Genomic DNA, 25,366 nt, shown 5'->3' on the forward strand with positions numbered 1-25,366 from the left:
TCGAAGCGAAAGGAGAAGGAAGGTTCAACCAACCTTTTCCTTGCGAATGAAATGATATGATCGAAACCACCGCCGATTTGGCGGCCGCCTGCAAAGAGCTGGCCAAGTCCGACTTCATCACCATCGACACCGAATTCCTGCGTGAGACGACGTTCTGGCCGGAGCTCTGCCTGATCCAGATGGCAAGCCCGACATTGGAAGTACTCGTCGACCCGCTGGCGAAGGGCATCGATCTCGCTCCCTTCTTCGAGCTGATGGCGGACACCAAGGTGTTGAAAGTCTTTCACGCGGCGCGTCAGGACATCGAAATCATCTTCAATCGCGGCAATCTCATTCCGCATCCGATCTTCGACACGCAGGTCGCCGCCATGGTCTGCGGTTTCGGCGACAGCGTCTCCTATGACCAGCTGGTCAGCCGCATCAAGAACGTCCATATCGACAAGTCGTCGCGCTTCACCGACTGGAGCCGCCGGCCGCTCTCCGAAAAGCAGCTGGAATATGCGCTGGCCGACGTCACCCATCTGCGCGACGTCTACCTGTCGCTGAAGGCGGAACTCGATCGCGAAGGCCGCACGTCGTGGCTGCGCGAGGAAATGGACATTCTCGAGGCGCGCGAGACCTACGACATGCATCCCGACGACGCCTGGCAGCGTCTGAAGATGCGCCTGCGCAAGCCGCAGGAGCTGGCAATCCTGAAATACGTCGCCGCCTGGCGTGAGCGCGAGGCGCGGGCCCGCAACGTGCCGCGTTCGCGCGTTTTGAAGGACGATGCGATCTATGAGATCGCCCAGCAGCAACCCAGGGATTCCGAAGCGCTCGGCCGCCTGCGCACCATTCCGAAGGGCTGGGAGCGTTCGGCCGCCGGGACGGCAGTCGTCGAAGCGGTCAATGCGGCGCTCGCCCTTCCGAAAGCCGAGATGCCGCATGTGCCACGTCAGGCACAGGCCCCGGAGGGCGCAGCTGCCGCCGTCGAACTCTTAAAGGTGCTGCTGAAGCTGATCTCGGAAAAACATGGGGTGGCGCCGAAGGTGATCGCCAACAGCGAGGATCTCGACAAGATTGCCGCCGATGGCGAGAAGGCCGATGTCGCTGCCCTGCACGGCTGGCGGCGCGATCTTTTCGGCGAGCCGGCGCTGCAGCTGATCCAGGGCCAGATCGGATTGCGATTCGCCGGCCGGAAGGTTGAAACCGTCGCACTCTGACACCAAATCGAATTCGCTCAACGCCTTTTTCCCAACCGAAAACAATGGCGGAGACACTGCGAAGCGAAGGGCGCGGCATGCGGGAAATTTCTCCGACGCAGAACTGGATCCTGATCGTCATCGTTCTCGCGGCGAGCGGCGTCGTCTATGATTCGATGTTCTATTCGGAGCAGACGCCGGTCGTCGGGGCGATCTTCGCGCTGTTCATCGGCATGCCGATCATTGCCTTCGAGCGCAAGGTGCTGTTCCGCGGACTCTACAGACGCATCCAGAAGCTACCGACCTTCGCCTTCATCATAACCGAACTGGCGATCTACGAAATTCTGATGAGCATTGGCTTTGCCTGCGCCGGGCTGCTGCTTCGCTCGGTCGGCGTGCTGAAGCCGACGTCGCTCCTCGATCTCGTCATCATGCCGTTCGACGTCTTCCTTTATGCACTTGTCGTCTGCTTGGCGCTGATCTTCATCCTGCGCGTGCGCGAACTGCTCGGCCGCGAAGTATTCACCAGCATGCTCATCAGCCGCTATCGCAATCCGGTCAAGGAAGAGCGGGTCTTCCTGTTCATCGATCTCGTCGATTCGACGGCTTTTGCCGAAAAACACGGCGACCTCAGGGCGCAGCAGCTGCTGAGCTCGCTGTTTGCGACTTTCGCCGAGCCGGTCAGACGCCACAAGGGCATGATCAACGACTATGTCGGCGATGCGGCGATCATTACCTGGCCGCTGGCCCGCGGCGTCAAGGATGCGCGCTGCGTTCGCTGCATCTTCGATATCCTCGCCGATATCGAAGCCAATGCCGCCGGCTGGCGGAAAAATTACGGCCAGGTGCCGAAGCTTCACGTTGCACTTCATGGCGGCGAGATCATCACGGCGGAAGTCGGCGTCGACCACCACAAGATCAGCTATTTTGGCGATACGGTGAATACGACCGCCCGGCTGGAGACGCTCTGCCGCAGCCTGAACCGGCAGGTGCTGATCTCCGCGGAACTGGCCCGGCGCATGACCTTTCCCGATGACATTTCCTGCGAGGATCTCGGGATCCATGCCGTCAAGGGACGCGGCCAGGCACTCGGCGTCATGGCGCTGTCCTCGCGTGCGGTGACCGTTCTGAACACGCCCGCAGTCGTTCTGCACGGCTGAGCAAGTCCATTTATCACCCGTCACCAAAGCTTCACCCAACCGTCAATTCGCTGACACGGAAGCCCTGTTAAGCGGAAGCCATTCGCATCCGTCCATGGGGATATTATGAAGAACGTCCTTTTTGCTTCCGTATCGCTTTTCATCCTGATTGCCGGCCCCGTTTCGGCCGACCAGCAGCAGTTCCCGGCCAAGCTCACCGGCCAGGCGATCCTGCCAGCCAATACCATGGTTCCGGCTCCGGCCGACGCCCCCGAATTTCTCAAGCATTCCGGCAAGTTCACGACGCCGGACCGCAAGCGCAGCGAAGCTCTCGGCGCCGTTCCAGGCAAGGACGGCGCGCGCGTGACCGACCTCAAGATTCCGTTCGACGGCCAGCCGATCCAAGGTTTCTCAGGCATCAAGACGATGGCTGACGGGACCTTCTGGACGCTCTCCGACAACGGCTTCGGTTCGAAAGCCAACTCTTCCGACTCCATGCTGTTCCTGCATCAGATGAAGTTCGACTGGACTGCCAACAAGGCTGAGGTCGTCAAGAACCTCTTCCTCTCCGATCCAAACAAGATCGCCCCGTTCCCGCTCGTGCTCGAAGGCACGGAAAAGCGTTACCTTACCGGCGCCGACTTCGACATCGAATCGATCCAGCCGGATGCCGACGGCTTCTGGCTGGGCGACGAGTTCGGTCCCTATCTCCTCAAGGTCGATACCGAAGGTCGCCTGACGGACGTGATCCCGACGATGCTCGACGGCAAGCCGGTGCTTTCGCCCGACAACCCGCTGATCCAGCTGCCTGGCAATCCGGCCGCCAAGATGCCGGTCTTCAACCTGAAGCGCTCCGGCGGCTTCGAAGGCCTTGCCATGTCGAAGGACGGATCCAAGCTCTACGGCCTGCTCGAAGGCGCCATCTACGAGGATGACGGCACGATGGAAACGGCTGACGGCCATACGGCCATCCGCGTCATAGAATTCGACGCTGGCTCCAAGAAGTGGACAGGCCGCAGCTGGCTTTATCCATTCGAAGACAAGGGTGTATCGATCGGGGATTTCAACATGCTCGACGACTCCACCGCTCTCGTCATCGAGCGCGACAGCGGCGCCGGCACCAGCGACAAGGTCTGCTCCGACCCGAAGCAGCCGAAGCCGGATTGCTTCGAAGCTCCGGCGGTGCTGAAGCGCGTCTACAAGATCGAATTCAACGACGCCAACCTCGGCAAGGCCGTCCGCAAGATCGGTTACATCGATCTCCTTGATATTCAGGACCCCGACAACAAGAAGCAGGCCGGCAGCAAGGATGGCGTCTATGACATGCCGTTCGTCACCATCGAAAACGTCGACCGCGTCGACGCCACCCACATCATCATCGGCAATGACAACAACCTGCCCTTCTCGGCCGGCCGCGCTGTCGACAAGGCCGACAATAACGAGTTCAGCCTGCTCGAGGTTGGCGAGTTTTTGAACGCGAAGTGAGCAGAAAACCCTGAGGACATCCGGAGGGTGGTGCGGTCAGCGCCGCCCTTTTGCGTATGGCACTACTTCGACCTCCCTCATTCCTGTGCTCGTCACAGGAATGAGGGAGGTCGAACGGTCCGCACCGCGGGAAGAGCCCGCGGAAAGAATGCCTCTCTACTCGAACCGAAACGCCAGCCTCTTGTTCGTCAACCGCGACAGCTGCTGCAGGCGGCCGTCCAGGCGCTCGCCGGCGAAATCGCGGTATTCCGGCGGCACGACGAATTCGAGGTCGAAGTCCGGATTCGACGATTTGCGGAAGGTCAGGTGCTTGACGATGCCGGGCATGGAGGCCGAGAAGAGATAGACGACGCGCAGCATGCCGCCGAGCAGTTTGGCGCGGTCGATGAACTGAGGGGTGGCGATCTGCGCCAGCGGACCGGTGGCGCCGTCGTCGTGCAGGCCCTCGAAACGGTAATAATTGGTGAGCGCGATGAAGGCGCGGCCGGGATGGCTGATGCCGACGAAGGAGGAGTGGGCGATGACGTTCAGTGCCTGCAGGCCACGATAATCAGGATGGGCGCGCCAGCTGATATCGGCAAGCAGGCAGGCGGCCTGACGATAGCGGCTTTCCTCTTCGGTTTCCTGGACGCCGAACAAGGGCATCATGCGGCCGGTCCATTCCGCCAGTTCGCGGGCATGCTCGGGCGAACGGGCACGCAGGATCGCTAGTTCGCCAGCGGCAGCCAACAACGGATCGGCGCGGCGCTCGGCCTCAGACAGCAGCGAATAGAGATAACCCTCGCGCACGCCCTGTGCCGAGAAGGAGATCACGGACGGCTTCATGACGCTCAAGACTTCCTTCATGGCGATGGCGCCGAAAGGCAGCAGCGAACGGCGATGCTTCGAGACGGCCTGGAGGGCCGGTTCCTTGGAATCGCGCGCGGTCACCACCTGATCGAGGAACAGCATCATCGCTTCGAGGGATACCTCATAGCCCTGCATCATATGCAGCGGATAATGGGTGATCTCCATGTGCAGCTTGGCGATATTTCGCCAGGTGCCGCCGACGGCATAGAAGGTGCGCCCCTCGCCTTTCGCCAGGAGTTTTGCCGTCTTCACCTGCTTGCGGGCAAAAGTTCGCGCCTTGGAGAGCGAGCCGCCGGCATATTCCGACAGGCGCAGACCGCCGAGCGGCAGCGTAATGCCCTTGCCGACCTCCTTGCCCTTGATGTCGATCAGTTCAAGAGAACCACCGCCGAGGTCGCCGGCAATGCCGTCAGGATTGAAGAAGCCACTGATGATGCCGAGCGAGGCGAAACGAGCCTCCTCCTCACCTGAAAGCACCCGGATGTGGCGCTGCAGGATCGTCTCCGCCTGATGGATGAAGTCGGGGCCGTTGCTCGCCTCGCGGGCGGCGGCCGTCGCCAGCACATACATGGTGGCGGCCCGCGCCTGATCGGACAGGGCCTTGAAACGGTGGAGCGCTGCCAGAGCCCGGGCGACGCTCTCTTCATCCATCTTGCCGGTGATGGCTATGCCCTTGCCGAGGCCGCAGAGGACCTTTTCGTTGAAGAGGATCGTAGGCGAACGGGACAGGCCTTCGTAAACGACAAGACGAATGGAATTCGATCCGATGTCGACGACGGAGACCGGGGCGATCCCTGGAAGGCGCCCCTGGGCTTCAGATTCAACCATATGGTCCAGTTTTACTTGTTGTTGCGGCCTTCGAGCAGGCCGGCGATCAGTTTCGGCGCGCTTGATTTCAGAGCTTCACCACGGCCTGACAGGCTCGGATTGGTCATGAAATACTGCTGCGCATTGAACGGCTCCTCGCCCCTGCGCACTTCCATGCGCCGCGACGTACCGTCGGGCAATATCTCGTAGCTTTGTTGATTGTCAATCACGTTGCCGAGCATAATCTGTGACAAGACCTGCTCATGAACAGTCGGATTCGTCAACGGAACCATGGTCTCGACGCGGCGGTCGAGATTTCTCGGCATCATGTCGGCAGAACCGATGTAGACCAGCGCCTTGTCCGACGGCAGGCCATAGCCGTTGCCGAAGCAGAAGATGCGGCTGTGTTCGAGGAAGCGGCCGACGATTGATTTGACGCGGATCTTCTCCGAGAGACCGGGCAGCTGCGGACGCAGGCAGCAGATGCCGCGCACGACGAGATCGATTTCGACGCCGGCATGGCTGGCGCGATAGAGCGCATCGATGATGTCGGGGTCGACAAGCGAGTTCATCTTCATCCAGATCGCCGCCGGCGCGCCGTTCCTGGCATGCTGAATCTCTTCCTCGATGTGACGCAGGATGCGCGAGCGCAACGTATAGGGCGAGACGGCGAGCTGCATGCCCTCTTCAGGTTCGCCATAGCCGGTGATGAAGTTGAAGATATTCGCCATGTCGTGGGCAATGACGGGATTGCAGGTGAAATAGGAGAGATCCGTATAGATCTTGGCGGTGATCGGGTGGTAGTTGCCGGTTCCCAAGTGACAATAGGTCCTGAGCTTCCCTTCCTCGCGGCGGACGATCATCGACATCTTGGCGTGGGTCTTGAGCTCGATGAAGCCGAAGACGACCTGCACGCCGGCGCGCTCGAGATCGCGCGCCCAGCGGATATTCGCCTCTTCGTCGAAGCGGGCCTTGAGCTCCACCAGCGCCGTCACCGACTTGCCGGCCTCGGCGGCGTCGACCAGAGCGCGGACGATCGGGCTGTCGTTCGAGGTGCGGTAAAGCGTCTGCTTTATCGCCAGAACGTCAGGATCGCGCGCAGCCTGGAGAAGGAACTGGACCACCACGTCGAAGGATTCATAAGGGTGATGGACGACCATGTCCTTCTCGCGGATCGCGGCGAAGCAGTCGCCGGCATGTTCGCGGACACGCTCGGGAAATCGCGCATTGTAGGGCTGAAACCTGAGATCGTCGCGCGGCGCCTTGGTGATCTCCGACAGAGTGTTCAGCGCCAGGAGCCCCGGCAGAACGGCGACGCGATTTTCGGGAATGCTGAGCGCCTGCACGACGAACTGACGCAGCGAGGCCGGCATTTCCGAATCGGTCTCGATGCGGATGACCTTGCCGCGGCGGCGGCGCTTGAGTGCCGTTTCGAAGAAGCGCACGAGATCCTCGGCCTCTTCCTCGACTTCGATATCACTGTCGCGGATGACGCGGAACGTACCGGAGCCCTGCACCTCGTAACCCGGGTAGAGCCTATGGATGAAGATGTTCGCGACGTCTTCCAGCGTGATGTAGCGGATCGTGTTTCCATCGTCGGGCAGCCGGACGAAGCGGTCGAGCGCCGGCGGCAGGCGCAGCAGCGCCGTCATCGGCTCGCGGCCGTTCTTGCTGACGAGCTGCAGGCCGATCGAGAAGCCAAGATTGGGGATGAAGGGGAACGGATGGGCCGGATCGATGGACAGCGGCGTCAGCACCGGGAAGATCGCCTGTTCGAATTCGGAGGCGAGCCACTGGCGGTCTGCATCGCTCAAGGCGCCCGGGCGCACGATCAGAATGTCTTCCTTGGCGAGGTACTGCTGCAGCACAGCGAGCGAAGCCTGCTGCTCCATCTGCAGATGGTCGATCTCCTGCAGGATCGAATCGAGCTGTTCGGCCGGTGTCTTGCCGTCGGGGCTGCGGATAGCGATGTTCTGGCGCACCTGGCCCTCGAGGCCGGCGACGCGCACCATGAAGAACTCGTCGAGGTTGGCCGCCGAGATCGACAGGAAGCGGACGCGCTCGAGCAGCGGATGTTCGGTATTCAGCGTCTCTTCCAGGACACGGCGGTTGAACTGCAGCCAGGAGAATTCACGGTTGATGAAGCGCTCGGGGCTTGCCAGCAACTCGTCCAGCGGGGGGATATTGTCGTTGGTTTCCGGAGTGAGTTCCTGATGTTCTGCGACTGCGCTGTCCATGGTCGGCTTACCCCGTTTTCAATCGCGATGGCAATTATATCAGTTTCACGACGGAACTGTGACAGTCAATCGGCCGGCTCCGAATTTCCCAATTCATTCAATACTTCAGCGGCAAGAGTGCGGGTGATTTTCGTGCCCCGCGACAGGGCCAGCCGGTCGAGCCGTTCGACGATTGTCTGGGCCGCGTTCAGCGACCGCTCCATCCGGTTGACGATATAGAGCACGAGTTTGTCATCTATATAAAGCTGCCGGTCGGCGAAGAGCTTGACGATCACCTGCGACAACAGGGCTTCATCCGGCTCGCCGATCTCGACGACGGTGGCGGCCTTGAGGCGAGAGCGCAGATCCGGCAGCAGAACCGGCCACGACATCGGCCAGAGACGGCTTGTCATCAGCAGGCTGGTGCCGTTTTCGCGCACGCTGTTGATGACATGGAAGAGCGTGTTGTCGTCGAAGCCGAGACGATCGGCATCCTCGAACAGGACAGGGCCGTTCGCCGCCCTGACCGCGGCATTGGAACCGGCCTTGGGGTGAATGATCTCCGCTCCGCTGTGTTCTTTCCAGATGCCGGCCAAGTGCGATTTTCCCGAACCGACCGGGCCGGCAAGGATAACGACCGGCGACGCCCATGCGGGCCACGCATCGACGATCGAGACGGCGGCGGCGAGACGCTCCGAGATCAGGAGATCGTCGCGCCCGCTTGCGGCATCATGCGAAAACACCAGCGGCAGCTGCTCTTCGGCCTTGCGCTTCGGATCAGCGTTCTTCACGTCATTCATTGGGTACTGATTTCGTCTTCCGGGCGTGGCCGTCTGCTGACCCGCCAAAATAAAGATCGCTCTGAAGGTAACGCGAAAGCGCGAAGCGGACAAGGACGCCGACGGCGGCGGCAGCCGGCACGGCGACCAGAAGCCCGACGAAGCCGAAGAGCGCGCCGAAGGCAAACAGTGCAAACATCAGCCAGACCGGATGCAGGCCGACGCTGGAGCCGACGAGCTTCGGCTGCAGGATGTTGCCTTCGAAAAACTGGCCGCTGAAGAAAACCACGAGCACAAGTCCGATCCAGGGATAATCCGGCCAGAACTGCACGATTGCCACGCCAACGGCAAGAACGAGGCCGACCAGCGAGCCGACATAGGGAATGAAACTGATCATGCCGGCGAAGAGGCCGATCAGCAGGCCGAAGTTCAGCCCGACGAGGGAAAGGCCGGCGGCATAATAGATGCCGAGGATAAGGCAGAGGGAGCCCTGACCGCGGATGAAGCCGGCGATCGCCTGATCGATCTCGCTGGCGATCTGGCGGACATCGCTGACGTAATCGCGCGGGATCCACTGGTCGACCTTGGCGACCATGCGGTCCCAATCGAGCAGGATATAGAAAGCGACGACGGGAGTGACGACGAGCAGCGAGATGACGTCGACAATCGCCTTGCCGGAATTCCAGATCTGCGCGAAGAGTCCCGTCAGGAACCCCATGCCTTCGGAGAGGATGCCGGAGAAATTATCCTTGATCGTGCCGACTTGGCTCCTGATCCACGGCGGCAGCAGCGAATGCTGCGACTGGGCGATGAATTTCTGCAGCTGGCTGATATAACTCGGCAAGCGCTCGGCGAAATCGTTGAACTGGCTGATCAGCACGGGAATGAGGATCATCAGCGCCAGCGCAAAGACGATGACAAAGGCGATCAGAATGCCGACCGTCGCCATCAAGCGGCTGAGGCCCAGGCGCTCCAGCCGGTCGGCGACGGGATCGAGGAAATAAGCGATCGCCATGCCGGCGATGAACGGCAAGAGGATCGAGCTGAAGACATAGAGAAAGGCGATGAAGAAGACGAGCACGGCCAGCCAGAAGAAGATCTGGCGCTTCAGACTGTTGCCGCTGACATGCTGTGGCATTGCTTCCCCGTTTCGCTCGCCGCCGCCGAACGCCGCCTCTTGTCCGACGCGGCCATTCAGCACATAGGATGCAGGCGCAAAGATGGTCAACCCTGTCACGCCAAATCCCGGAAAGGCCGATTAAAGACACGGGAAATTGGAGGCTTTTGCCATGCGACGCTTGCATAAAGGCCCCTGTCATGCAATTGCGACCGGCAGATGACGCGGCGCGTCTGCCGCCTGGAAATAGCCATCGGAGACCAGCATGAGCCAGTCTGGAAAAAACGGCCTGACCTATAGCGATGCGGGCGTCGACATCGATGCCGGCAACCTCCTCGTCGAGAAGATCAAGCCGGCAGTGCGCTCGACGCGTCGGCCGGGCGCTGACGGCGAGATCGGCGGCTTCGGCGGGCTCTTCGATCTCAAGGCGGCGGGCTTTACCGATCCGGTTCTCGTCGCCGCCAATGACGGCGTCGGCACCAAGCTGAAGATCGCGATCGACGCCGATTACCACGACACCGTCGGCATCGACCTCGTCGCCATGTGCGTCAACGACCTCGTGGTCCAGGGCGCCGAGCCACTGTTCTTCCTCGATTATTTCGCAACCGGCAAGCTCGATCCCGACCAGGGTGCGGCGATCGTCGGCGGCATTGCCGCCGGCTGCCGCGAGGCAGGCTGCGCGCTGATCGGCGGCGAGACGGCCGAAATGCCCGGCATGTATTCCTCCGGTGACTATGATCTCGCCGGTTTTGCGGTCGGTGCGGCCGAACGCGGCAAGCTGCTGCCGTCAGGCGATATTGCCGAGGGCGACGTGATCCTCGGCCTTGCCTCCTCCGGCGTTCATTCCAACGGCTTTTCGCTTGTGCGCAAGATCGTCGAACTGTCCGGCCTCGGCTGGGACGCGCCGGCGCCCTTTGCCGAAGCCAAGAAGCTTGGCGAAGCGCTGCTCGAGCCGACCCGCATCTATGTGAAGCCCCTTCTGAAGGCGATCCGCGAGACCGGCGCGCTGAAGGCGCTCGCCCACATCACCGGCGGCGGCTTCCCGGAAAATATTCCGCGCGTGCTGCCGAGGCATCTGGCGGCCGAGATCGATCTCAATGCCGTCAACGTGCCGCCGGTCTTCTCGTGGCTCGCCAAAACCGGCGGCGTCGAAGCCAAGGAAATGCTGCGCACCTTCAACTGCGGCGTCGGCATGATCGTCGTTGTCGCTGGGGAAAATGTCGCCGCGGTATCGAAGGTGCTCGAAGCCGAAGGCGAAAAGGTTATCACGCTCGGCCGGATGATTGCGCGCGACGAAGGCGCTGCCGGCACGGTCTACAAGGGCACGCTTGCCATATGAGCATGAAGCGCAAACGCGTCGTCGTCTTCATATCAGGCAGTGGCTCCAACATGATGGCGCTGGTTGCGGCGGCCAAGGCCACCGACTACCCTGCCGAGATCGTCGGCGTGATCTCGGACAAGGCGGATGCCGGTGGACTTGCCAAGGCGGCGGCCGAAGGCATCGCCACCTTCGCCTTCCCCCGCAAGGACTACGCCAGCAAGGAAGCGCACGAGGCGGCGATCTTTTCCGCGCTCGACACGCTCTCCCCCGATATCCTTTGCCTCGCAGGCTACATGCGGCTGCTGACGGCGACCTTCATCCAGCGTTATGAAGGCCGGATGCTCAACATCCACCCTTCCCTGCTGCCGCTGTTTCCAGGGCTGCACACGCATCAGCGCGCCATCGACGCCGGCATGCGCATCGCAGGCTGCACGGTGCATTTTGTCACCGAAGGCATGGATGAGGGACCGACGATCGGCCAGGCCGCCGTTCCGGTTTTTTCCGCCGACACCGCCGAAAGCCTGGCCGCACGGGTGCTGACCGTCGAGCATCAGATCTATCCGAGGGCGCTGCGGCTCTTTGCCGAGGGGCGTGTGGCGATGGAGGGCGGCAAGGCCGTTGGCTTCGAGGCTTCAACGGCGGCGCCTAAGGCCCAGCTGATTTCGCTGATCGGCGACTGCGGTTAGATATCGGTATTGCTGGTTCTCCCCCCGAACCATCGCTTGGTCAGCAGAACCATATTTCCAATGATGACGTAGGACGACAAAAACAACATCGGAAGGTGGATCGCAACCGAGCCGTAACTTCCCCTCTCGCACAGCGTCACTGTCGATGATTCACTTAGAACAATCCTGGCTCCACCCCACATGGCAGCAAATGGATAGCTAAAAAATATGACACATATTGTAATAAAGATAAATATACCTCTGTCATGGACACAACAGAAAATTACCGAAATAAATGAGATAATGAGAAGAGCCAAACCGGGATATTTGTATACCAAGACAATGGCCTTCAACAAAGAAGCAACCGACTTTTCGCATTCTATATACTCTCCACCTACATAGACATACGAAATTCCGTATTGGTTATCGTAGTAAATCGATATGATGAATACAGATATCGTCCCAATTCCACTCAAAACGAGCGGCAGGAGCCCCCATTCCTTGTGTAGCAACCGTGGCTCAGATGACATCTTGATTCCCCATCCTTGCCAGTCTTGTTCCGGAGAAATGTGATAGTCGGGCACCGCCGATGAGAAAGCTCGCCTCGGAGGTATCTCGTCATCGACGTTCAAACCTGCAGCTAAGCCGCCAGCGCCCGCAATGGATGCAGGGTGCCGTCGCTATACACGAACTGGCCGGCGCGGAAGGTGGCGCGGATGCGGTTGATCTCGCCCCGCTCGACGACGACCAGATCGGCGCGCTGACCGATGGCGATTTCGCCGCGATCGGAGAGTCCTGCCGAGCGGGCCGCGTTGCCGGTCGCCATGGCGACGGCGGCCGGCAGGCCGCCTTCCACCGTGTCGGCGAGCTTGAAGATGCCGGGTACGAAGGCGGCCGGGTGATAATCGGCGGCGATGACGCCGAGCAGGCCGGCCCTGGCGGCATCGAGCGCGCTGAGATTGCCCGACATCGACTGGCCGCGCAGCGCGTTCGGCGCGCCCATCAGCGTCCAGAGGCCGCGGCGGCGCGCTTCTTCGGCCGCGGGTGCGGTGACCGGAAACTCGCTGATGGTGACGCCGAGATCGTGCATTTCTGCGACCTTCTCGACGCTGTCGTCGTCATGCGAGGCGAGCGACAGCTTGTGCTTCAGCGACAGCGCGACGATCTCCCGCAGCTGGGCCTCGATGTCAGGATTGCTGCGCATGGCGATGCGCTTGGCGACGATCTCAGCGGCCATCTCCTCGGAGATGGCGCGGCGCTCGGAAATGCTGAGGATATAGCTCTGCAGGTTGTTGTACTGGCCCTGGCCCGGCGTGTGGTCCGTCAGCGAAACCATGTCGATCTGGTGGGCATTCAGCAGGCGCTCGAGCGCAGGTGCTGCGCCGACATTGGTGATTTCATAGCGGGCGTGAACGCGGTGGTCGATCAGCAGATCGTTACGCAGACGGTTGATGCCCTCGATCACCGCCGAAGTCGTCTCCAGCGAGCGGACATGGCCGTAGACGCTTTCGGTGGCGAAGGAGACCGCGGCAAAGGCGGTGGTCACACCGGCAGCGGCAAGTTTCTTGTCGAGCTCGTGGATGCCGAAATCGATCGGCATCGTCGCGTTCGGCCGCGGCGCGATCTCGCGCTCGATCATGTCGCCGTGCAGGTCGACGAAGCCCGGCATCAGCAGCCGCCCGCCGCCATCGATCGCAGCCCCGGCAACCGGCTCCGGCCGGATTTCGGCGATGGCGCCGTCCTCAACAAGCACGGAACCTTCGCTCACCACCTCGTCTGGGAGAACGAGGGTGAAATTGCTGAGCCACATGGGCTTTCTCCTGACTGCATCCGATGATCGACAAACCGCAGCGGATAGAACCGCTTCGTGACAAACGTATGAATTTTCGAGCGCTGGCGGCTCAATGCCGGAGCCATCATGGGCAATCGAAAGATCACCCCTGACGGCTCGCCCCATTATCCGATCCTATCCCGGTTCAACGCGGCCCATTGCAAAAGCATGATCGTCTTGGCGTCGAAAATCTCGCCGGTCTCTATCATCCGGGCGGCTTCGTCGAGAGGAATTTCCAGAACCTCGATGTCCTCATGCTCCTCGTCCAGCCCGCCGCCTTCGGCCACGCGGTCGGCGGTGTCGATCAGGGCTGCGAAGACGTGGACGACTTCGCTGATTGCGCCCGGCGACATGTAGCATTTGAATAGGAAGCGCGCCTCACGCAGGCGATAGCCGGTCTCCTCCATCGCCTCACGGCGGATCGCCTGTTCGGGATGGTCATCGTCGAGCAGGCCGGCCGGCACTTCGATCACCCAGGCGGGGTCGCCGTTGAGATGCACGGCAAGACGGAACTGGCGGACAAGGACGACGAGATCGCGTTTCGGATCATAAAGTAGAATGCAGGCGGCCGGCGTGCGGTGGTAGACCTCCCGCTTCAACCGCTGGGTCGCGCCGTTACGGTCGATATAGTCGAGCAGATAGCTGGCGAGCCGCGTCCACCCATTCGACAGCGTTTCCTCGCTGACAATCCTTACCCGTGATTTCGGCTGCATCATGCTGCGTCCTTGCGAAGCCAGACCTTGTTGTCGTGAACGGCCGCTCCGCCATAGGGCGCGACCGGGTCGGCGCCCGTCAGGACGTTGATGCCCTCGCCGTCGACATGCGCCTTGTTCGGCCAGAGGCCCTCGGCGATCAGCACGCCCGGCTTCACCTCGGTGGTGATACGGGCATGGATGCGGAGATCACCGCGGCTGTTGCCGATGCGGATGAGATCGCCATGGGCGACACCGTTGGCTTCGGCATCGACAGGATTGATCATCACCTCGGGACGGCCTTCTTTCTGACGAGACGTCTTGGTCTCCGAAAAGCTCGAATTCAGGAAGTTGCGCGCCGGCGACGTGGCGAGACGGAAGGGATGCTCTGGATCGGCAACTTCGATGATATCGACCTGATCGGGGAAGGCCGGCAGTTCGGCATGCGGCCCGAGCGCGCCGATTGCGGCCGGCGGCTTGTTCGGCGCCGGCTGGTTGATCCAGTCGGGGCGGAAATGGAACCTGCCGTCCGGATGGGCAAAGCCGTTCAGGAAATGGGCGTCCTCGAAAGCCGGCTGGCGATCGAACCATTTGTGTTCGAGGAAATGGTCGTAGTCCGGCAGGTCGCTCGATTGGAGGATGCGGTCGATCATCTCGCGGGCGGTAAGGCCGAAACCGGGGCGATCGGCGACGCCGAGGCGGCTTGCCAGCTCCTCGATCACGAAGAGATTGGTGCGCACGGTCGGTGGCGGCTCGACCAGCTTCGGTCCCAGCAGAATATGGTTCTGGCCGCCGGCTCGATAGATATCGTCATGCTCGACGAACATGGTCGCCGGGATGACGATATCGGCGACCTCGGCCGTTTCGGTGATGAACTGCTCGTGGACGGCGACGAAGAGATCGTCGCGGGCGAACCCGCGCCTGACGAGGCGCTGCTCGGGAGCAATGTTGGCGGGATTGGTGTTCTGGATCAGCATCGCCGTCACCGGGCCGCGATGGCGCAGCGCCACCGGATCGCCGGTCAGCACGCGGCCGATCTGCGACTGATCGAGCATGCGGATATCGCCGTCCTTCATCGACCGGCCGGTCAGTTCCGCATTGTTCATGCGGAAGATATCGCTGTTCGAATGGAAGGCGCCACCGCCCTCATATTGCCAGGAGCCGAGAACGGTGGCGACCGAGGCGGCCGCATGCATGGCGACCGCGCCGTTGCGCTGGCGGGTGAAACCGTAGCCGAGGCGGAAGAAGGTCTTCTTCGTCATGCCGACGAGGCGGGCAAAGGCCTCGATCTCCTCGACCGACAGGCCGGTGATGGCAGCGGCCCATTGGGGCGTCTTCGTCTTCAGATGCGCTTCCAGACCTTCGGGATCGTCGGCATATCTCGCCATGTAGTCACGATCGGCATAGCCGTCGCGGAAGGCGATGTGCATTGTGGCGCAGGCGAGCGCGGCATCAGTGCCCGGCTTGACGATCAGAGCCATATCGGCCTGCTTCATAGTCGGGTTGTCGTAGATATCGATGACGACGATTTTGGCGCCGCGCTCCTTGCGCGACCTGATGGCATGGGTCATCACGTTGACCTGGGTCGAGACGGCATTGGTGCCCCAAATGACGACGCAATCGGTGCGGCCCATCTCGCGCGGATCAGGCCCGCGGAGCACGCCGGTCGCCATGGTGAAGCCGGTCCAGGCCGGGTTGGTGCAGATCGACGAGAAAAAGCCGGAATAGCGCTTGGCGTGACGCAGGCGATCGATCGAATCGCGCTGCACCCAGCCCATGGTGCCGGCATAGAAATAGGGCCAGACCGCCTCGCTGCCGTCCCTCGCCTCGGCCTTCACGAAGGCTTCGGCGATTTCATCCAGCGCATCGTCCCAGGAAATCTGCTGCCACTGCCCTGCCCCCTTGGGGCCAGCGCGGCGCAAGGGGTGCATCAGCCGGTCGGGATGGTAGAGTCGCTCGGCATACCGGGCGACCTTGGCGCAGATGACGCCCGAGGTGTAGGAATGGTCGCCGGCGCCGCGCACGCGGCCAATGCGGCCGTCCTCCGATATCTCAACCTCCAGCGCGCAAGTGGAGGGACAGTCGTGCGGACAGGCCGTGTGGCCGATCTTGCTGCCCAGCTTCGGGGATTTGGCGTTGATGGGGGTCGCAATGTTCATGGCATTTGTATATGCCAAGGCCTGCATGGCCAAAAGCCAGAAAAACTCCCCATGATACGAATTCATACGGGCATCAGCGAAAATGAACTACCGCCATATCTACCACGCGGGCAATTTTGCCGATGTGTTGAAACATGCCGTGCTGGCGCGGCTGATCCGCTACATGCAGAAGAAGGAAGGCGCCTTCCGCGTGCTCGACACGCATGCCGGCATCGGCCTCTACGACCTCTCCTCCGAGGAAGCGCAGAAAACCGGCGAGTGGCAGGCTGGCATCGGCAAATTAATCGTGGCCGAACTCGGGCCTCAGGTCTCCGAGCTGCTGGAGCCCTACCTCTCGGCCATCCGCGAACTCAATCCCGAGGATGGCATCCGCTTCTATCCGGGCTCGCCGAAACTTGCGCGCATGCTGTTCCGGCCGCAGGACCGGCTGTCGGCGATGGAGCTGCATCCCGAGGATTACGCCCGCCTGCACCGGCTATTCGAGGGCGATCACCATGCCCGCATCACCGAACTCGACGGCTGGCTGGCGCTCGGCGCGCATCTGCCGCCGAAGGAGAAACGCGGCATTGTGCTCATCGATCCGCCCTTCGAGGAAGAGGACGAATATCAGCGCCTCGCCGCCGGGCTGGAAAAGGCCTATCGCCGCTTTCCCGGCGGCACCTATTGCCTTTGGTACCCGTTGAAGAAGGGCGCGCCGATCAAGGAATTCCACGAGACTCTGCAGGCGCTCGACATCCCGAAGATGCTTTGCGCCGAACTCAGCGTGCGCAGCGACCGCGGCATTACCGGACTGACCGGCTCCGGCCTCGTCATCGTCAATCCGCCCTTTACCTTGAAGGATGAGCTGCACCAGATGCTGCCGGCGCTGAAAGACCATCTGGCGCAGGACCGTTTCGCCTCGCACCGCGCCTTCTGGTTGCGCGGTGAGAACAAGATGGTCAAGGCCGATTGACCGGGCAACCGGCTTCGGAAATAGTCGGCACCGCAGCTCCACAGTCTCGCCAGGTGCCCCATGAAACTTCTCTGCTCGCCCGCCTCGCCCTACTCCAGCAAGGTGCGCATGGCCGCGCATTTTCTGAGCATCGAACTGGATGCCATCCGGGTCGACACCAACACCGGGCCGGCGATCCTCGTGGACAACAATCCGCTCGGCAAGATCCCGACGCTTCTGACCGATGACGGGACCTCGATCTTCGACAGCGTGGCGATCATGCATTATTTCGACCGGCTGACGGAAGGCGGGCTCTATCCTGCCAAGAAAAGCAAGCGGACGGATGCGGAAGTGCTCGAAGCGCTCTGCGACGGCATTTGCGACTGCCTGCTCACGATCGTCTACGAGCGCCGCTTCCGTGACGAGGAGAAGGTTCACCAGCCCTGGATCGACCGGCAATGGAAGAAGGTGACGGCCGGACTCGCCCATCTCGGCGCCAAGCCGCCAAAAACAGGCAAGAAGCTCAATGGCGGACATTTCGCGCTGGCCGCCACGCTCGACTATCTCGACCTGCGTTTTAAAGACCAGTGGGAAGCCGAGCATGCGCCGCTGATCGACTGGCTGGCTGAGTTCGAAAAGAAATTCCCGGCTCATCGCGAGCTCAAGGCCAGCGCCTGATCCGGAGCCGAAACGGAGCGCCTGCAAACCATGAGCGGACAGCAAAAAGCCGGGCGATGAGCCCGGCTTCTGCATGTTCGGAAGGGTCAATCGGCTTAGAACTTGACGCCGATACCGAGCTTGACGCTGTTCTCGTCGTAACCGCGCGAGAAGCTGCCGGAGTCGAGGTCGTAGTCCTTGCTCTGGTAGTCGGTGTAGCGATATTCGAGGCGGGTCGTGATGTTGTTGGTCACGAAGGCTTCGACACCGGCGCCGACCGTATAGCCGTAGTTCGTCTTGCTTTCGTCCGAGGTGCCGTCGGAAACCTTGACGTTGCCGAGGGCAAGACCAGCCGTACCGTAGAGCAGGAAGGGATTCATGTCGTAGCCGACTCGGCCGCGGACGGAGCCGTTCCAACCATACTTGTTCTTGACGCCGCCCGAGGAGACGTCATCGCCGCTGTAGCCAAGATCGGATTCAACGCCGTAAACGATCTGGCCTGCTTGCCAGTTGTAACCGGTGAAGACCTGGCCGCCGAAACCGTAGGTGTGGCGATCGGAACCGAAGTCACCCATGTTGTAGGTGCCGGCGCCGCCGAGATAGAAGCCTTCCCAGTTGCCGGCCGGCTTGACCGGGGCGTCCTGGGCGACCGGTGCTTCCGGAACCTGGTCGACGGCATCAGCCGCCTGAGCTGCCGAAACGCCCGCGATTGCAAAAGCAGAGGCCATGAGGCCAGCAATGAGTACACGCATACTTTTCTCCTTTCAGTCCCGCGCCGCTTTCATCTGTCTATCAGCGAAGCATTGGCGGGGAAATTGCCAGATGTCCCTTCCGGATCGAGACTGAAATTGGAACTGAAATGCGGATTTGAAAGAGCCAAATTGTGATATCATTGTGGCTGCCGGATGGCGGAAATTCGATGTTGCTTGAGAGCAACATAGGTTTCATTAACCCTACCTAATGGTTAAACTTAAAATACTTATTTTAAGAAATCACATTATTAAATAATACATAGAATATCCCAACCGCAGATGCAACCGTGGCTGCCTATTTATATAATCTCCGCCCGCCCTTATATAGGCTGCACACAGACTCGCGGGATCAGAAGGCAAGATTTTGAACCACAAAAGACTTCGCTCAGCCCTGATAACGGGGGCGGCCAAGAGAATAGGCCGGGCAATCGCCGAAGACCTTGCTGCAAATGGCTTTTCCGTTGCGATCCACGCCAACAGCTCCCTCAGCGAAGCGGAAGAGCTGGCGGCGGAATTGCGGCGAAAGGGACAAAGGGCGGCCGCATTGCAGGCCGACCTTACCGATATCAGCGAAGCGGGCGAACTGATCGCGAAGGCGTCGGAAGCGCTCGGGCCTCTCGATCTGCTCGTCAATAATGCGTCGGTCTTCCAGCATGATTCCGCACGTAGTTTCAACGCCGACACATGGGCGCTGCACTTCGACCTGCATGTGCGTGCGCCGTCGATCCTTTCGGCAGCCTTCGCGCAGCAGGTGCCAGCTCAGGCAGCGGGGATGATCGTCAACATCATTGATCAGCGGGTCTGGGCACTGAGGCCCAGCTTCTACTCCTATACGCTCTCCAAGTCCGCGCTGTGGACGGCAACGCAGACGCTCGCCCAGGCATTGGCGCCACGTATTCGCGTCAATGCGATCGGCCCCGGCCCCTCGATGCCGAGCGAGCGGCAGTCACTGGAGGACTTCCAAGCGCAGGTCTCAGCCCTTATCCTGCAGCGAGGGCCGGCACTGGAAGAATTCGGACAAACGATTCGCTTCCTTTACGACACGCCCTCGATCACCGGCCAGATGATTGCCCTCGACGGCGGCCAGCACCTTGCCTGGCAGACGCCCGATGTGGCGGAGATTAAGGAATGAACGGACGAAAGCTGCCGGATGGCGGCGTTCTCTACGACGATACGGATGAGAGCGAAGACGAAATCGAGGTGGAAGGCGAGGTTTCCGCCGCCCCTCTGGCGGCTGCGGTCGACTGGAATGCCGGCAGCCTCAACGAGACCGGGCTTGTCGGCGCCGAATTGATCGGCGAATTCGTCAAGCGGCTGCCGAACAGCCCCGGCGTCTATCGCATGTTCAACGCCGAAGGCGATGTGCTCTATGTCGGCAAGGCGCGCAGCCTGAAGAAGCGCGTCGCCAACTACGCCGTCGGCCGTGTGCATTCCAACCGCATCGCCCAGATGGTCCGCCAGACGGCGAATATGGAATTCGTGACGACGCGCACGGAAACCGAAGCGCTGCTCTTGGAAGCGAATCTGATCAAGCGCTTGCGGCCGCGCTTTAACGTGCTGCTGCGCGACGACAAGTCGTTTCCCTATATTCTCATTACTGGGGATCACCGGGCGCCGGCCATCTTCAAGCATCGCGGCGCCAGGGCGCGGAAGGGCGACTATTTCGGGCCTTTCGCTTCGGCCGGCGCGGTCGGACGCACGATCAATTCGTTGCAGCGGGCCTTCCTGATCCGCACCTGCACTGACAGCGTCTTCGAAACGCGCACGCGGCCGTGCCTGCTCTACCAGATCAAGCGCTGTTCGGGGCCTTGTACGCATGAGGTCAGCGATGCCGGTTACGCCGAGTTGGTGCAGGAGGCCAAGGATTTCCTGTCCGGGAAGAGCCAGAAGGTGAAGTCGCACATGGCCGAAGCCATGAACCAGGCGGCCGAGGATCTCGATTTTGAGCGGGCGGCGATCTATCGCGACCGTCTGGCCGCTCTGTCGCATGTGCAAAGCCACCAGGGTATCAATCCGGCCGGTGTCGAAGAGGCCGACGTTTTCGCCATCCATCATGAAGGCGGCGTCTCCTGCATCCAGGTTTTCTTCTTCCGCACCGGGCAGAACTGGGGCAACCGCGCCTATTTCCCGAAGGCCGACCCGCAGCTTTCAAGCGCCGAAGTGCTGAATGCCTTTCTCGCGCAGTTCTATGACGACAAGCCGGTGCCGAAGCAGATCATGCTGTCGGAAACGGTCGAGGAACTGGAACTTCTCGCCGCGGCCCTCAGCGAAAAGGCCGGCCACAAGGTTTCCATCCTCGTGCCGCAGCGCGGCGAGAAGCGCGATCTCGTCGAGCATGTGGTCGGCAATGCGCGCGAAGCGCATGGGCGAAAGCTTGCCGAGACGGCGTCGCAGTCGCGGCTGCTCGAAGGATTCAAGGAAACCTTCGGGCTCGCCTATGCGCCGCAGCGCATCGAGATCTACGACAACTCGCATATCATGGGCACCAACGCCGTCGGCGGCATGGTGGTGGCGGGGCCGGAAGGCTTCGTGAAGAACCAATACCGCAAGTTCAACATCAAATCGACCGACATCACTCCCGGCGACGACTTCGGAATGATGAAGGAGGTGATGACGCGGCGCTTCTCGCGGCTGATCAAGGAGGAAGGTATTCCCGATCGGACGGCGCAGGCAGCAGCTGCCGACGCCGCCGACATGCCCTTCCCCGCCTGGCCGGATGTGATCCTCATCGACGGCGGCCAGGGGCAGATGACGGCGGTGCGCGCCATCCTGGCCGAGCTCGGCATCACCGACAGCGTGACGGCGATCGGCGTCGCCAAGGGTGTCGACCGCGACGCCGGGCGGGAGCGCTTCTTTGCGCCGGGACGCGAGAGTTTCACATTGCCGCCGCGCGATCCGGTGCTCTATTTCATCCAGCGCATGCGCGACGAAGCGCACCGGTTCGCGATCGGCTCGCACCGGGTGCGGCGAAAGAAGGAAATGGTCAAGAACCCACTCGACGAGATCGGCGGCATCGGCCCGTCACGCAAACGCGCGCTGCTCCAGCATTTCGGCACGGCGAAGGCGGTTTCGCGTGCCGCTTTGTCCGACCTCATGGCGGTGGAAGGTATTTCGGAAGCCGTGGCAAAGCAGGTCTATAACCATTTCCACGACGACGCCGCGAAATAAGCGGCGGCCGTCGCAAATTCCACGCAATGGCGGTGAAAAGACAGAAAGAATGTTGACGGTCGCCGGCCAAAGCCGTCATCTACATCGACCCGAAAATCGGAATCGGTTTTCGTAAAGACGCGGCGCGGCAGCGGCGCTTCAATTCAGAGAAACGATCCATGGCATCGCGTGCGTACAGCCTTCCCAACCTTTTGACTTACGGCCGCATCCTCGCCGTGCCGCTGATCGTTCTCTGCTTCTTCGTCGAGGGCAGGCTGTCGATCAGCAATACGGCGCGCTGGGTAGCGCTGTGGATCTTCATCATCGCCTCAATCACCGATTTTCTCGACGGCTATCTCGCGCGCATCTGGAACCAGACGTCGAATATCGGCCGGATGCTCGATCCGATCGCCGACAAGCTGCTGGTCGCCTCGATCCTCCTGCTTGTCGCGGCCGACCAGACCATCGCCGGCTGGTCGATCTGGGCGGCAATCATCATTCTCTGCCGTGAGATCCTGGTTTCCGGCCTGCGCGAATATCTGGCGGCGCTGAAGGTCAGCGTGCCGGTGACACGGATCGCCAAGTGGAAGACGACGCTGCAGCTCGTCGCCATCGCCTTCCTGCTTGCCGGCCCGGCCGGCGACGAGATCTTCCCCTATACGACGCAGACCGGCATCGCGCTCTTGTGGATCGCGGCACTGCTGACCATCTATACCGGCTACGACTATTTCCGTGCCGGGCTGAAACATATCGTGGATGACGAGGAATGACGCGGCTTGTCTATTTCGCCTGGGTGCGCGAGCGCATCGGCAAGGGTGATGAGGAGATCGACCTCCCCTCCTCCGTCGTCACCGTCGCCGATCTTCTAAATCATTTGAAGACGTTGGGCGAGGAATATGAAGCCGCACTTCAATATCCCGAGGTGATCCGCGTGGCGCTCGACATGGAGCATGTTGAGCATGACGAGCCGATCGGCGCCGCACGCGAGATTGGGATTTTTCCGCCGATGACGGGGGGGTGATTGCCGCCCCGTCGGGCTTTGGAAGCATACAATGGCTAGGACTGCGCCTTCGTTTCTCTCCCTCATTCTTGTCCTCGGGCTTGACCCGAGGACAAGAATGGGGGAGTGCTGCGTACCGGTGACCTTCCAAATTGACGGAGGTCTGTGAGGTGACCACCCCCACCATCCGCGTCCAGCGCGAGGACTTCGACCTGCAGGCCGAGGTCGACCGGCTCTCCAAGCACAAGCCCGGCATCGGCGCCGTCGTGACCTTCTTCGGCCTATGCCGCGATGAAGGCGGCACGCTGGCCGCCCTCGAGCTCGAGCATTATCCCGGCATGGCCGAAGCCGAAATGACCCGCATCGGCGAGCTTGCCATCGCCCGTTTCGGGCTACTCGGCCTCACCGCCATTCACCGCTATGGCAAGATCGCCGCTGGCGAGAATATCGTGCTCGTCGTCGCAGCCGCGCCGCATCGGCAAGCGGCGTTCGACGGCGCCAATTTCGTCATGGATTTCCTGAAGACCGCAGCCCCCTTCTGGAAGAAGGAACACGGCAAGGATGGCGCCGCCGGCGACTGGGTCGCGGCGAAAGACGCCGACGATGCCGCGCGCGACAAGTGGAAATAAGTTAGAGAACCACGCGCTCCCTGCGGCTCATGACCAGAAGCAGGACCAGCAGCGAGAAGATCACTAGGTCTCGCCAGACGAAGGCGCCATAGGCGCCCCACATGGTTTCGATGACGGCAAGCCCGGCAGCACCGCCTGCCGAACGCAGCGGATCGGAATAGCCGCCGACGGCTGCGATCAGCAGTACCTTGAGCCCGAACATCAGGCCCGCGCCGAAATCCATCGAACCGTAGTAAAAGGTGGCGAGGATGCCGCAGAGGGTGGCGACGAGCGCGGCTGCCGCATAGGCGACAAGGAAGACAAGGCTGGCGCTGGTGCCGCAGAGCTCGGCGGCCAGCGGATCGTCGGTGACGGCGCGCCAGAGGCGGCCCCAGGCCGTGCGCCTGAGGATCAGCGCACCGATCGCGACGATGGCCGACATCAACGCCGTGTCGATCAGCTGGATATAGGTGAGCGTCACCTTGAACGGACCGTCGCTCCAGAAGACGACGACGTCGTTCAGGAACGGCGGCAGCCAGATCGCCCTTGTATCGGCTGCAAGGCGCGCGCTTTCCATCAACACGATCATGATGCCGAGGGCGGCAACGATCACGGTATTCGGCGATTTGCTGGCGAGCGGCAGCATGATCGAGCGGCCGATCCAGATGCCCGCCGCCAGCGAATAGACAATCGCGGCGCAGGCGCCGATGGCAAGGGCGGCCGGCAGCACCAGCCAGAACCTGACATAGGCGAGCTCGGTAAAGAGCAACAGGATCTGGCCCGAGAAGGCGAAGATCGCCCCATAAGTGATGTCGGCCCGCTTGGTCACGCCGAAGGCAACGGCATAACCGAAGGCGAGCGCGGCATAGAGGGCGGCAAGCGGCACCGCATTCGCCAGCTGCTGCAGAAGATAGGCCATTCCGAGAACTCCGCGTCAGCAAATTATAACTGGTAAAACCTATTTCGCCAGTTATAATTTCACCATGAGCTTTTCCTGGACCCCTCACCGTTTTGCCGGCGGCGCGCTGGCGCTGGATGTCGCCAACAGCGTCGTGCTGCGCGACGACCCAAAGCGGCGGATCGACCGCTTCGCGAGCCGCGAGCAGATGCGGAACTTCCCGCGTGCCGCCGCCGAATTCTGCGCCGAACGGGCCTTGTTCGGCGAGATCGCACCGCTGGCAGCACAAGACGAGGCCGATTTCTTCGCGCTGAGGGAAGCGATCGACCTCTATTTCCGCAAGCGTATACTGGACGGCAGCGACAACCAATTGCTGGCCGGGCTACTGGAAGCGGTGGCCAATATCTTGCGTGGAACCAATCCCGGCAATCTGGCCGCGGCGACCGCCCATTCGGCGCTCAGGCTGATTGCCATGCCGGATCCCGAGCGCATGAAGATCTGCGGCAATTGCGGCTGGCTGTTCATCGACCGCAGCAAGAACAGGAGCCGCGCCTGGTGCGACATGGCGGTCTGCGGCAACCGCGCCAAGGCGAACCGTCACTATCGCCGCAAGAAGGAGGAGACGCCATGAGAAAACATCTGATCGTAGCGGCGGCTGCCACGGGGCTTCTGCTTTCCGCCTGCCAGCGTCAGGCCGAAAACCTCGTCGAAGTCACCGGCCACCTCTTCGTCTTCAACTATCGGGTGGCGAGCGCCACCTATCTGCTGACGCTGAAGAAGACAGGCCCGATCCCTGATGGCTCGGTCATCATCGCCGAATTCGAAAACCCCGTGGGCGGCGCGCCGCTGATATTGAACCAGAAAATCTACCCGATCGACGACAAGATCGCGCTGCAGAGCGAAAACCTGCACTGCGTGCGCAAGGACCGCCCCTATTCGGTGAATGTCCGGCTGGTCGACAAGGACGGCAAGGTGCTTCAGCAATTGAAGACTGAGTTCCGCTCCGACCTCGACCAAACCGTACTGCCGAGCAAGCCGCTCGTCGTCGGCGCGCTTTATGACAAGAACCCGGAAGTCTTCAAGCCTGACGGCAGCGTCGATTTCTCGAACACCGACAAGTGTCCATCATAGA

General features: G+C 61.4%; 23 protein-coding genes. 14 read left to right on the forward strand and 9 right to left on the reverse strand.

Going from position 1 to position 25,366, the window contains the following annotated elements; translation table 11 throughout:
* Nucleotides 1–56: 56 nt before the first annotated feature.
* The 3 genes from rnd (at nucleotide 57) to HJC00_RS20750 (ending at nucleotide 3,805) form a co-directional block, all read left to right on the forward strand.
* Entirely contained in the window at nucleotides 57–1,202 is a 1,146-nt protein-coding gene (rnd, locus tag HJC00_RS20740) for a ribonuclease D (protein ID WP_210628379.1), read from the forward strand.
* 77 nt (nucleotides 1,203–1,279) lie between these two features.
* The gene (locus tag HJC00_RS20745; RefSeq protein WP_210628380.1) at nucleotides 1,280–2,341 is read left to right on the forward strand and encodes an adenylate/guanylate cyclase domain-containing protein; all 1,062 of its coding nucleotides are present in this window, start codon (nucleotides 1,280–1,282) and stop codon (nucleotides 2,339–2,341) included.
* Nucleotides 2,342–2,446: 105 nt separating this feature from the next.
* Nucleotides 2,447–3,805, forward strand: coding sequence for an esterase-like activity of phytase family protein (locus HJC00_RS20750; RefSeq protein ID WP_221155848.1), 1,359 nt, complete (start codon nucleotides 2,447–2,449; stop codon nucleotides 3,803–3,805).
* Between the two features lie 156 nt (nucleotides 3,806–3,961).
* Here the strand turns inward: HJC00_RS20750 and ppx are convergent, their stop codons facing one another.
* The 4 genes from ppx to HJC00_RS20770 form a co-directional block, all read right to left on the reverse strand.
* A complete protein-coding gene (gene ppx, locus HJC00_RS20755; protein WP_221123397.1) occupies nucleotides 3,962–5,482 on the reverse strand; it encodes an exopolyphosphatase in 1,521 nt (506 codons plus the stop codon).
* A gap of 11 nt (nucleotides 5,483–5,493) precedes the next feature.
* Complete coding sequence (locus HJC00_RS20760; protein WP_221123398.1) at nucleotides 5,494–7,698, reverse strand: RNA degradosome polyphosphate kinase; 2,205 nt, start codon at nucleotides 7,696–7,698, stop codon at nucleotides 5,494–5,496.
* 65 nt (nucleotides 7,699–7,763) lie between these two features.
* Complete coding sequence (hdaA, locus tag HJC00_RS20765) at nucleotides 7,764–8,477, reverse strand: DnaA regulatory inactivator HdaA (RefSeq protein WP_221123399.1); 714 nt, start codon at nucleotides 8,475–8,477, stop codon at nucleotides 7,764–7,766.
* Nucleotides 8,470–9,594, reverse strand: coding sequence for an AI-2E family transporter (locus HJC00_RS20770; RefSeq protein ID WP_210631656.1), 1,125 nt, complete (start codon nucleotides 9,592–9,594; stop codon nucleotides 8,470–8,472). Before HJC00_RS20770 ends, hdaA begins: the two co-directional genes overlap by 8 nt.
* Before the next feature lie 244 nt (nucleotides 9,595–9,838).
* Here HJC00_RS20770 and purM point away from each other — a divergent pair, with 244 nt between their 5' ends.
* Both purM and purN read left to right on the forward strand, forming a co-directional pair.
* Complete coding sequence (purM, locus tag HJC00_RS20775) at nucleotides 9,839–10,912, forward strand: phosphoribosylformylglycinamidine cyclo-ligase (RefSeq protein ID WP_221123400.1); 1,074 nt, start codon at nucleotides 9,839–9,841, stop codon at nucleotides 10,910–10,912.
* Nucleotides 10,909–11,580: a phosphoribosylglycinamide formyltransferase gene (gene purN, locus HJC00_RS20780; protein WP_210628386.1), complete on the forward strand. Its 672-nt coding sequence runs from the start codon at nucleotides 10,909–10,911 to the stop codon at nucleotides 11,578–11,580. Before purM ends, purN begins: the two co-directional genes overlap by 4 nt.
* 619 nt (nucleotides 11,581–12,199) lie before the next feature.
* On the opposite strand, the gene HJC00_RS20785 is transcribed toward purN, so the two are convergent.
* From HJC00_RS20785 to HJC00_RS20795, 3 genes are all read right to left on the reverse strand, one after another.
* Nucleotides 12,200–13,369 carry an alpha-D-ribose 1-methylphosphonate 5-triphosphate diphosphatase gene (locus HJC00_RS20785; protein ID WP_221147295.1) on the reverse strand — a complete coding sequence of 390 codons (1,170 nt, stop codon included), beginning with the start codon at nucleotides 13,367–13,369 and terminating at the stop codon, nucleotides 12,200–12,202.
* A gap of 146 nt (nucleotides 13,370–13,515) precedes the next feature.
* On the reverse strand, nucleotides 13,516–14,106 hold the full coding sequence (locus HJC00_RS20790) for an NUDIX domain-containing protein (protein ID WP_221147296.1): 591 nt from the start codon (nucleotides 14,104–14,106) through the stop codon (nucleotides 13,516–13,518).
* Nucleotides 14,103–16,307, reverse strand: a complete 2,205-nt coding sequence (locus HJC00_RS20795; protein WP_221164548.1) for a molybdopterin-dependent oxidoreductase — start codon at nucleotides 16,305–16,307, stop codon at nucleotides 14,103–14,105. The genes HJC00_RS20790 and HJC00_RS20795 overlap by 4 nt, the downstream gene beginning before the upstream one ends.
* Nucleotides 16,308–16,323: 16 nt before the next feature.
* Here HJC00_RS20795 and HJC00_RS20800 point away from each other — a divergent pair, with 16 nt between their 5' ends.
* Both HJC00_RS20800 and HJC00_RS20805 read left to right on the forward strand, forming a co-directional pair.
* Nucleotides 16,324–17,193: a 23S rRNA (adenine(2030)-N(6))-methyltransferase RlmJ gene (locus tag HJC00_RS20800; protein WP_210628390.1), complete on the forward strand. Its 870-nt coding sequence runs from the start codon at nucleotides 16,324–16,326 to the stop codon at nucleotides 17,191–17,193.
* Between the two features lie 60 nt (nucleotides 17,194–17,253).
* Nucleotides 17,254–17,850, forward strand: a complete 597-nt coding sequence (locus tag HJC00_RS20805) for a glutathione S-transferase (RefSeq protein WP_210628391.1) — start codon at nucleotides 17,254–17,256, stop codon at nucleotides 17,848–17,850.
* 95 nt (nucleotides 17,851–17,945) lie between these two features.
* On the opposite strand, the gene HJC00_RS20810 is transcribed toward HJC00_RS20805, so the two are convergent.
* On the reverse strand, nucleotides 17,946–18,581 hold the full coding sequence (locus HJC00_RS20810) for an outer membrane protein (RefSeq protein WP_011424814.1): 636 nt from the start codon (nucleotides 18,579–18,581) through the stop codon (nucleotides 17,946–17,948).
* Between the two features lie 364 nt (nucleotides 18,582–18,945).
* On the opposite strand from HJC00_RS20810, the gene HJC00_RS20815 reads away from it, so the two are divergent.
* The 5 genes from HJC00_RS20815 to HJC00_RS20835 all read left to right on the forward strand — a co-directional run bounded on the left by HJC00_RS20815 (nucleotide 18,946) and on the right by HJC00_RS20835 (nucleotide 23,357).
* A complete protein-coding gene (locus tag HJC00_RS20815) occupies nucleotides 18,946–19,713 on the forward strand; it encodes an SDR family oxidoreductase (RefSeq protein ID WP_221164549.1) in 768 nt (255 codons plus the stop codon).
* Nucleotides 19,710–21,749 (forward strand): excinuclease ABC subunit UvrC, encoded by a 2,040-nt coding sequence (gene uvrC, locus HJC00_RS20820; protein WP_210628393.1) that lies wholly within the window; start codon nucleotides 19,710–19,712, stop codon nucleotides 21,747–21,749. The genes HJC00_RS20815 and uvrC overlap by 4 nt, the downstream gene beginning before the upstream one ends.
* Nucleotides 21,750–21,907: 158 nt before the next feature.
* Entirely contained in the window at nucleotides 21,908–22,498 is a 591-nt protein-coding gene (gene pgsA, locus HJC00_RS20825) for a CDP-diacylglycerol--glycerol-3-phosphate 3-phosphatidyltransferase (RefSeq protein ID WP_011424811.1), read from the forward strand.
* Entirely contained in the window at nucleotides 22,495–22,749 is a 255-nt protein-coding gene (gene moaD / locus HJC00_RS20830; RefSeq protein WP_221147298.1) for a molybdopterin converting factor subunit 1, read from the forward strand. Before pgsA ends, moaD begins: the two co-directional genes overlap by 4 nt.
* Nucleotides 22,750–22,898: 149 nt before the next feature.
* On the forward strand, nucleotides 22,899–23,357 hold the full coding sequence (locus tag HJC00_RS20835) for a molybdenum cofactor biosynthesis protein MoaE (RefSeq protein ID WP_221147299.1): 459 nt from the start codon (nucleotides 22,899–22,901) through the stop codon (nucleotides 23,355–23,357).
* A gap of 1 nt (nucleotide 23,358) precedes the next feature.
* Here the strand turns inward: HJC00_RS20835 and HJC00_RS20840 are convergent, their stop codons facing one another.
* Nucleotides 23,359–24,255 (reverse strand): branched-chain amino acid ABC transporter permease, encoded by an 897-nt coding sequence (locus HJC00_RS20840; protein ID WP_221147300.1) that lies wholly within the window; start codon nucleotides 24,253–24,255, stop codon nucleotides 23,359–23,361.
* A gap of 64 nt (nucleotides 24,256–24,319) precedes the next feature.
* Here HJC00_RS20840 and HJC00_RS20845 point away from each other — a divergent pair, with 64 nt between their 5' ends.
* Nucleotides 24,320–24,865, forward strand: a complete 546-nt coding sequence (locus HJC00_RS20845; RefSeq protein ID WP_221147301.1) for a CGNR zinc finger domain-containing protein — start codon at nucleotides 24,320–24,322, stop codon at nucleotides 24,863–24,865.
* Complete coding sequence (locus tag HJC00_RS20850) at nucleotides 24,862–25,365, forward strand: hypothetical protein (RefSeq protein ID WP_221147302.1); 504 nt, start codon at nucleotides 24,862–24,864, stop codon at nucleotides 25,363–25,365. Before HJC00_RS20845 ends, HJC00_RS20850 begins: the two co-directional genes overlap by 4 nt.
* Nucleotide 25,366 lies beyond the last annotated feature (1 nt).

The sequence above is a fragment of the Rhizobium sp. NLR22b genome, assembly GCF_019685295.1.
Taxonomy (GTDB): Bacteria; Pseudomonadota; Alphaproteobacteria; order Rhizobiales; family Rhizobiaceae; genus Rhizobium.

Bases quoted from the DNA above. Each gene is read 5' to 3' on its own strand.
- purN (WP_210628386.1), top strand. From the start codon at position 10,909: ATGAGCATGAAGCGCAAACGCGTCGTCGTCTTCATATCAGGCAGTGGC.
- HJC00_RS20785 (WP_221147295.1), bottom strand. From the start codon at position 13,369: ATGTGGCTCAGCAATTTCACCCTCGTTCTCCCAGACGAGGTGGTGAGC.
- HJC00_RS20745 (WP_210628380.1), top strand. From the start codon at position 1,280: ATGCGGGAAATTTCTCCGACGCAGAACTGGATCCTGATCGTCATCGTT.
- rnd (WP_210628379.1), top strand. From the start codon at position 57: ATGATCGAAACCACCGCCGATTTGGCGGCCGCCTGCAAAGAGCTGGCC.
- HJC00_RS20790 (WP_221147296.1), bottom strand. From the start codon at position 14,106: ATGATGCAGCCGAAATCACGGGTAAGGATTGTCAGCGAGGAAACGCTG.
- HJC00_RS20845 (WP_221147301.1), top strand. From the start codon at position 24,320: ATGAGCTTTTCCTGGACCCCTCACCGTTTTGCCGGCGGCGCGCTGGCG.
- HJC00_RS20810 (WP_011424814.1), bottom strand. From the start codon at position 18,581: ATGCGTGTACTCATTGCTGGCCTCATGGCCTCTGCTTTTGCAATCGCG.
- HJC00_RS20795 (WP_221164548.1), bottom strand. From the start codon at position 16,307: ATGAATTCGTATCATGGGGAGTTTTTCTGGCTTTTGGCCATGCAGGCC.
- pgsA (WP_011424811.1), top strand. From the start codon at position 21,908: ATGGCATCGCGTGCGTACAGCCTTCCCAACCTTTTGACTTACGGCCGC.
- moaD (WP_221147298.1), top strand. From the start codon at position 22,495: ATGACGCGGCTTGTCTATTTCGCCTGGGTGCGCGAGCGCATCGGCAAG.
- HJC00_RS20805 (WP_210628391.1), top strand. From the start codon at position 17,254: ATGAAACTTCTCTGCTCGCCCGCCTCGCCCTACTCCAGCAAGGTGCGC.
- HJC00_RS20850 (WP_221147302.1), top strand. From the start codon at position 24,862: ATGAGAAAACATCTGATCGTAGCGGCGGCTGCCACGGGGCTTCTGCTT.
- purM (WP_221123400.1), top strand. From the start codon at position 9,839: ATGAGCCAGTCTGGAAAAAACGGCCTGACCTATAGCGATGCGGGCGTC.
- HJC00_RS20750 (WP_221155848.1), top strand. From the start codon at position 2,447: ATGAAGAACGTCCTTTTTGCTTCCGTATCGCTTTTCATCCTGATTGCC.
- hdaA (WP_221123399.1), bottom strand. From the start codon at position 8,477: ATGAATGACGTGAAGAACGCTGATCCGAAGCGCAAGGCCGAAGAGCAG.
- ppx (WP_221123397.1), bottom strand. From the start codon at position 5,482: ATGGTTGAATCTGAAGCCCAGGGGCGCCTTCCAGGGATCGCCCCGGTC.
- uvrC (WP_210628393.1), top strand. From the start codon at position 19,710: ATGAACGGACGAAAGCTGCCGGATGGCGGCGTTCTCTACGACGATACG.
- HJC00_RS20770 (WP_210631656.1), bottom strand. From the start codon at position 9,594: ATGCCACAGCATGTCAGCGGCAACAGTCTGAAGCGCCAGATCTTCTTC.
- HJC00_RS20760 (WP_221123398.1), bottom strand. From the start codon at position 7,698: ATGGACAGCGCAGTCGCAGAACATCAGGAACTCACTCCGGAAACCAAC.
- HJC00_RS20840 (WP_221147300.1), bottom strand. From the start codon at position 24,255: ATGGCCTATCTTCTGCAGCAGCTGGCGAATGCGGTGCCGCTTGCCGCC.
- HJC00_RS20800 (WP_210628390.1), top strand. From the start codon at position 16,324: ATGAACTACCGCCATATCTACCACGCGGGCAATTTTGCCGATGTGTTG.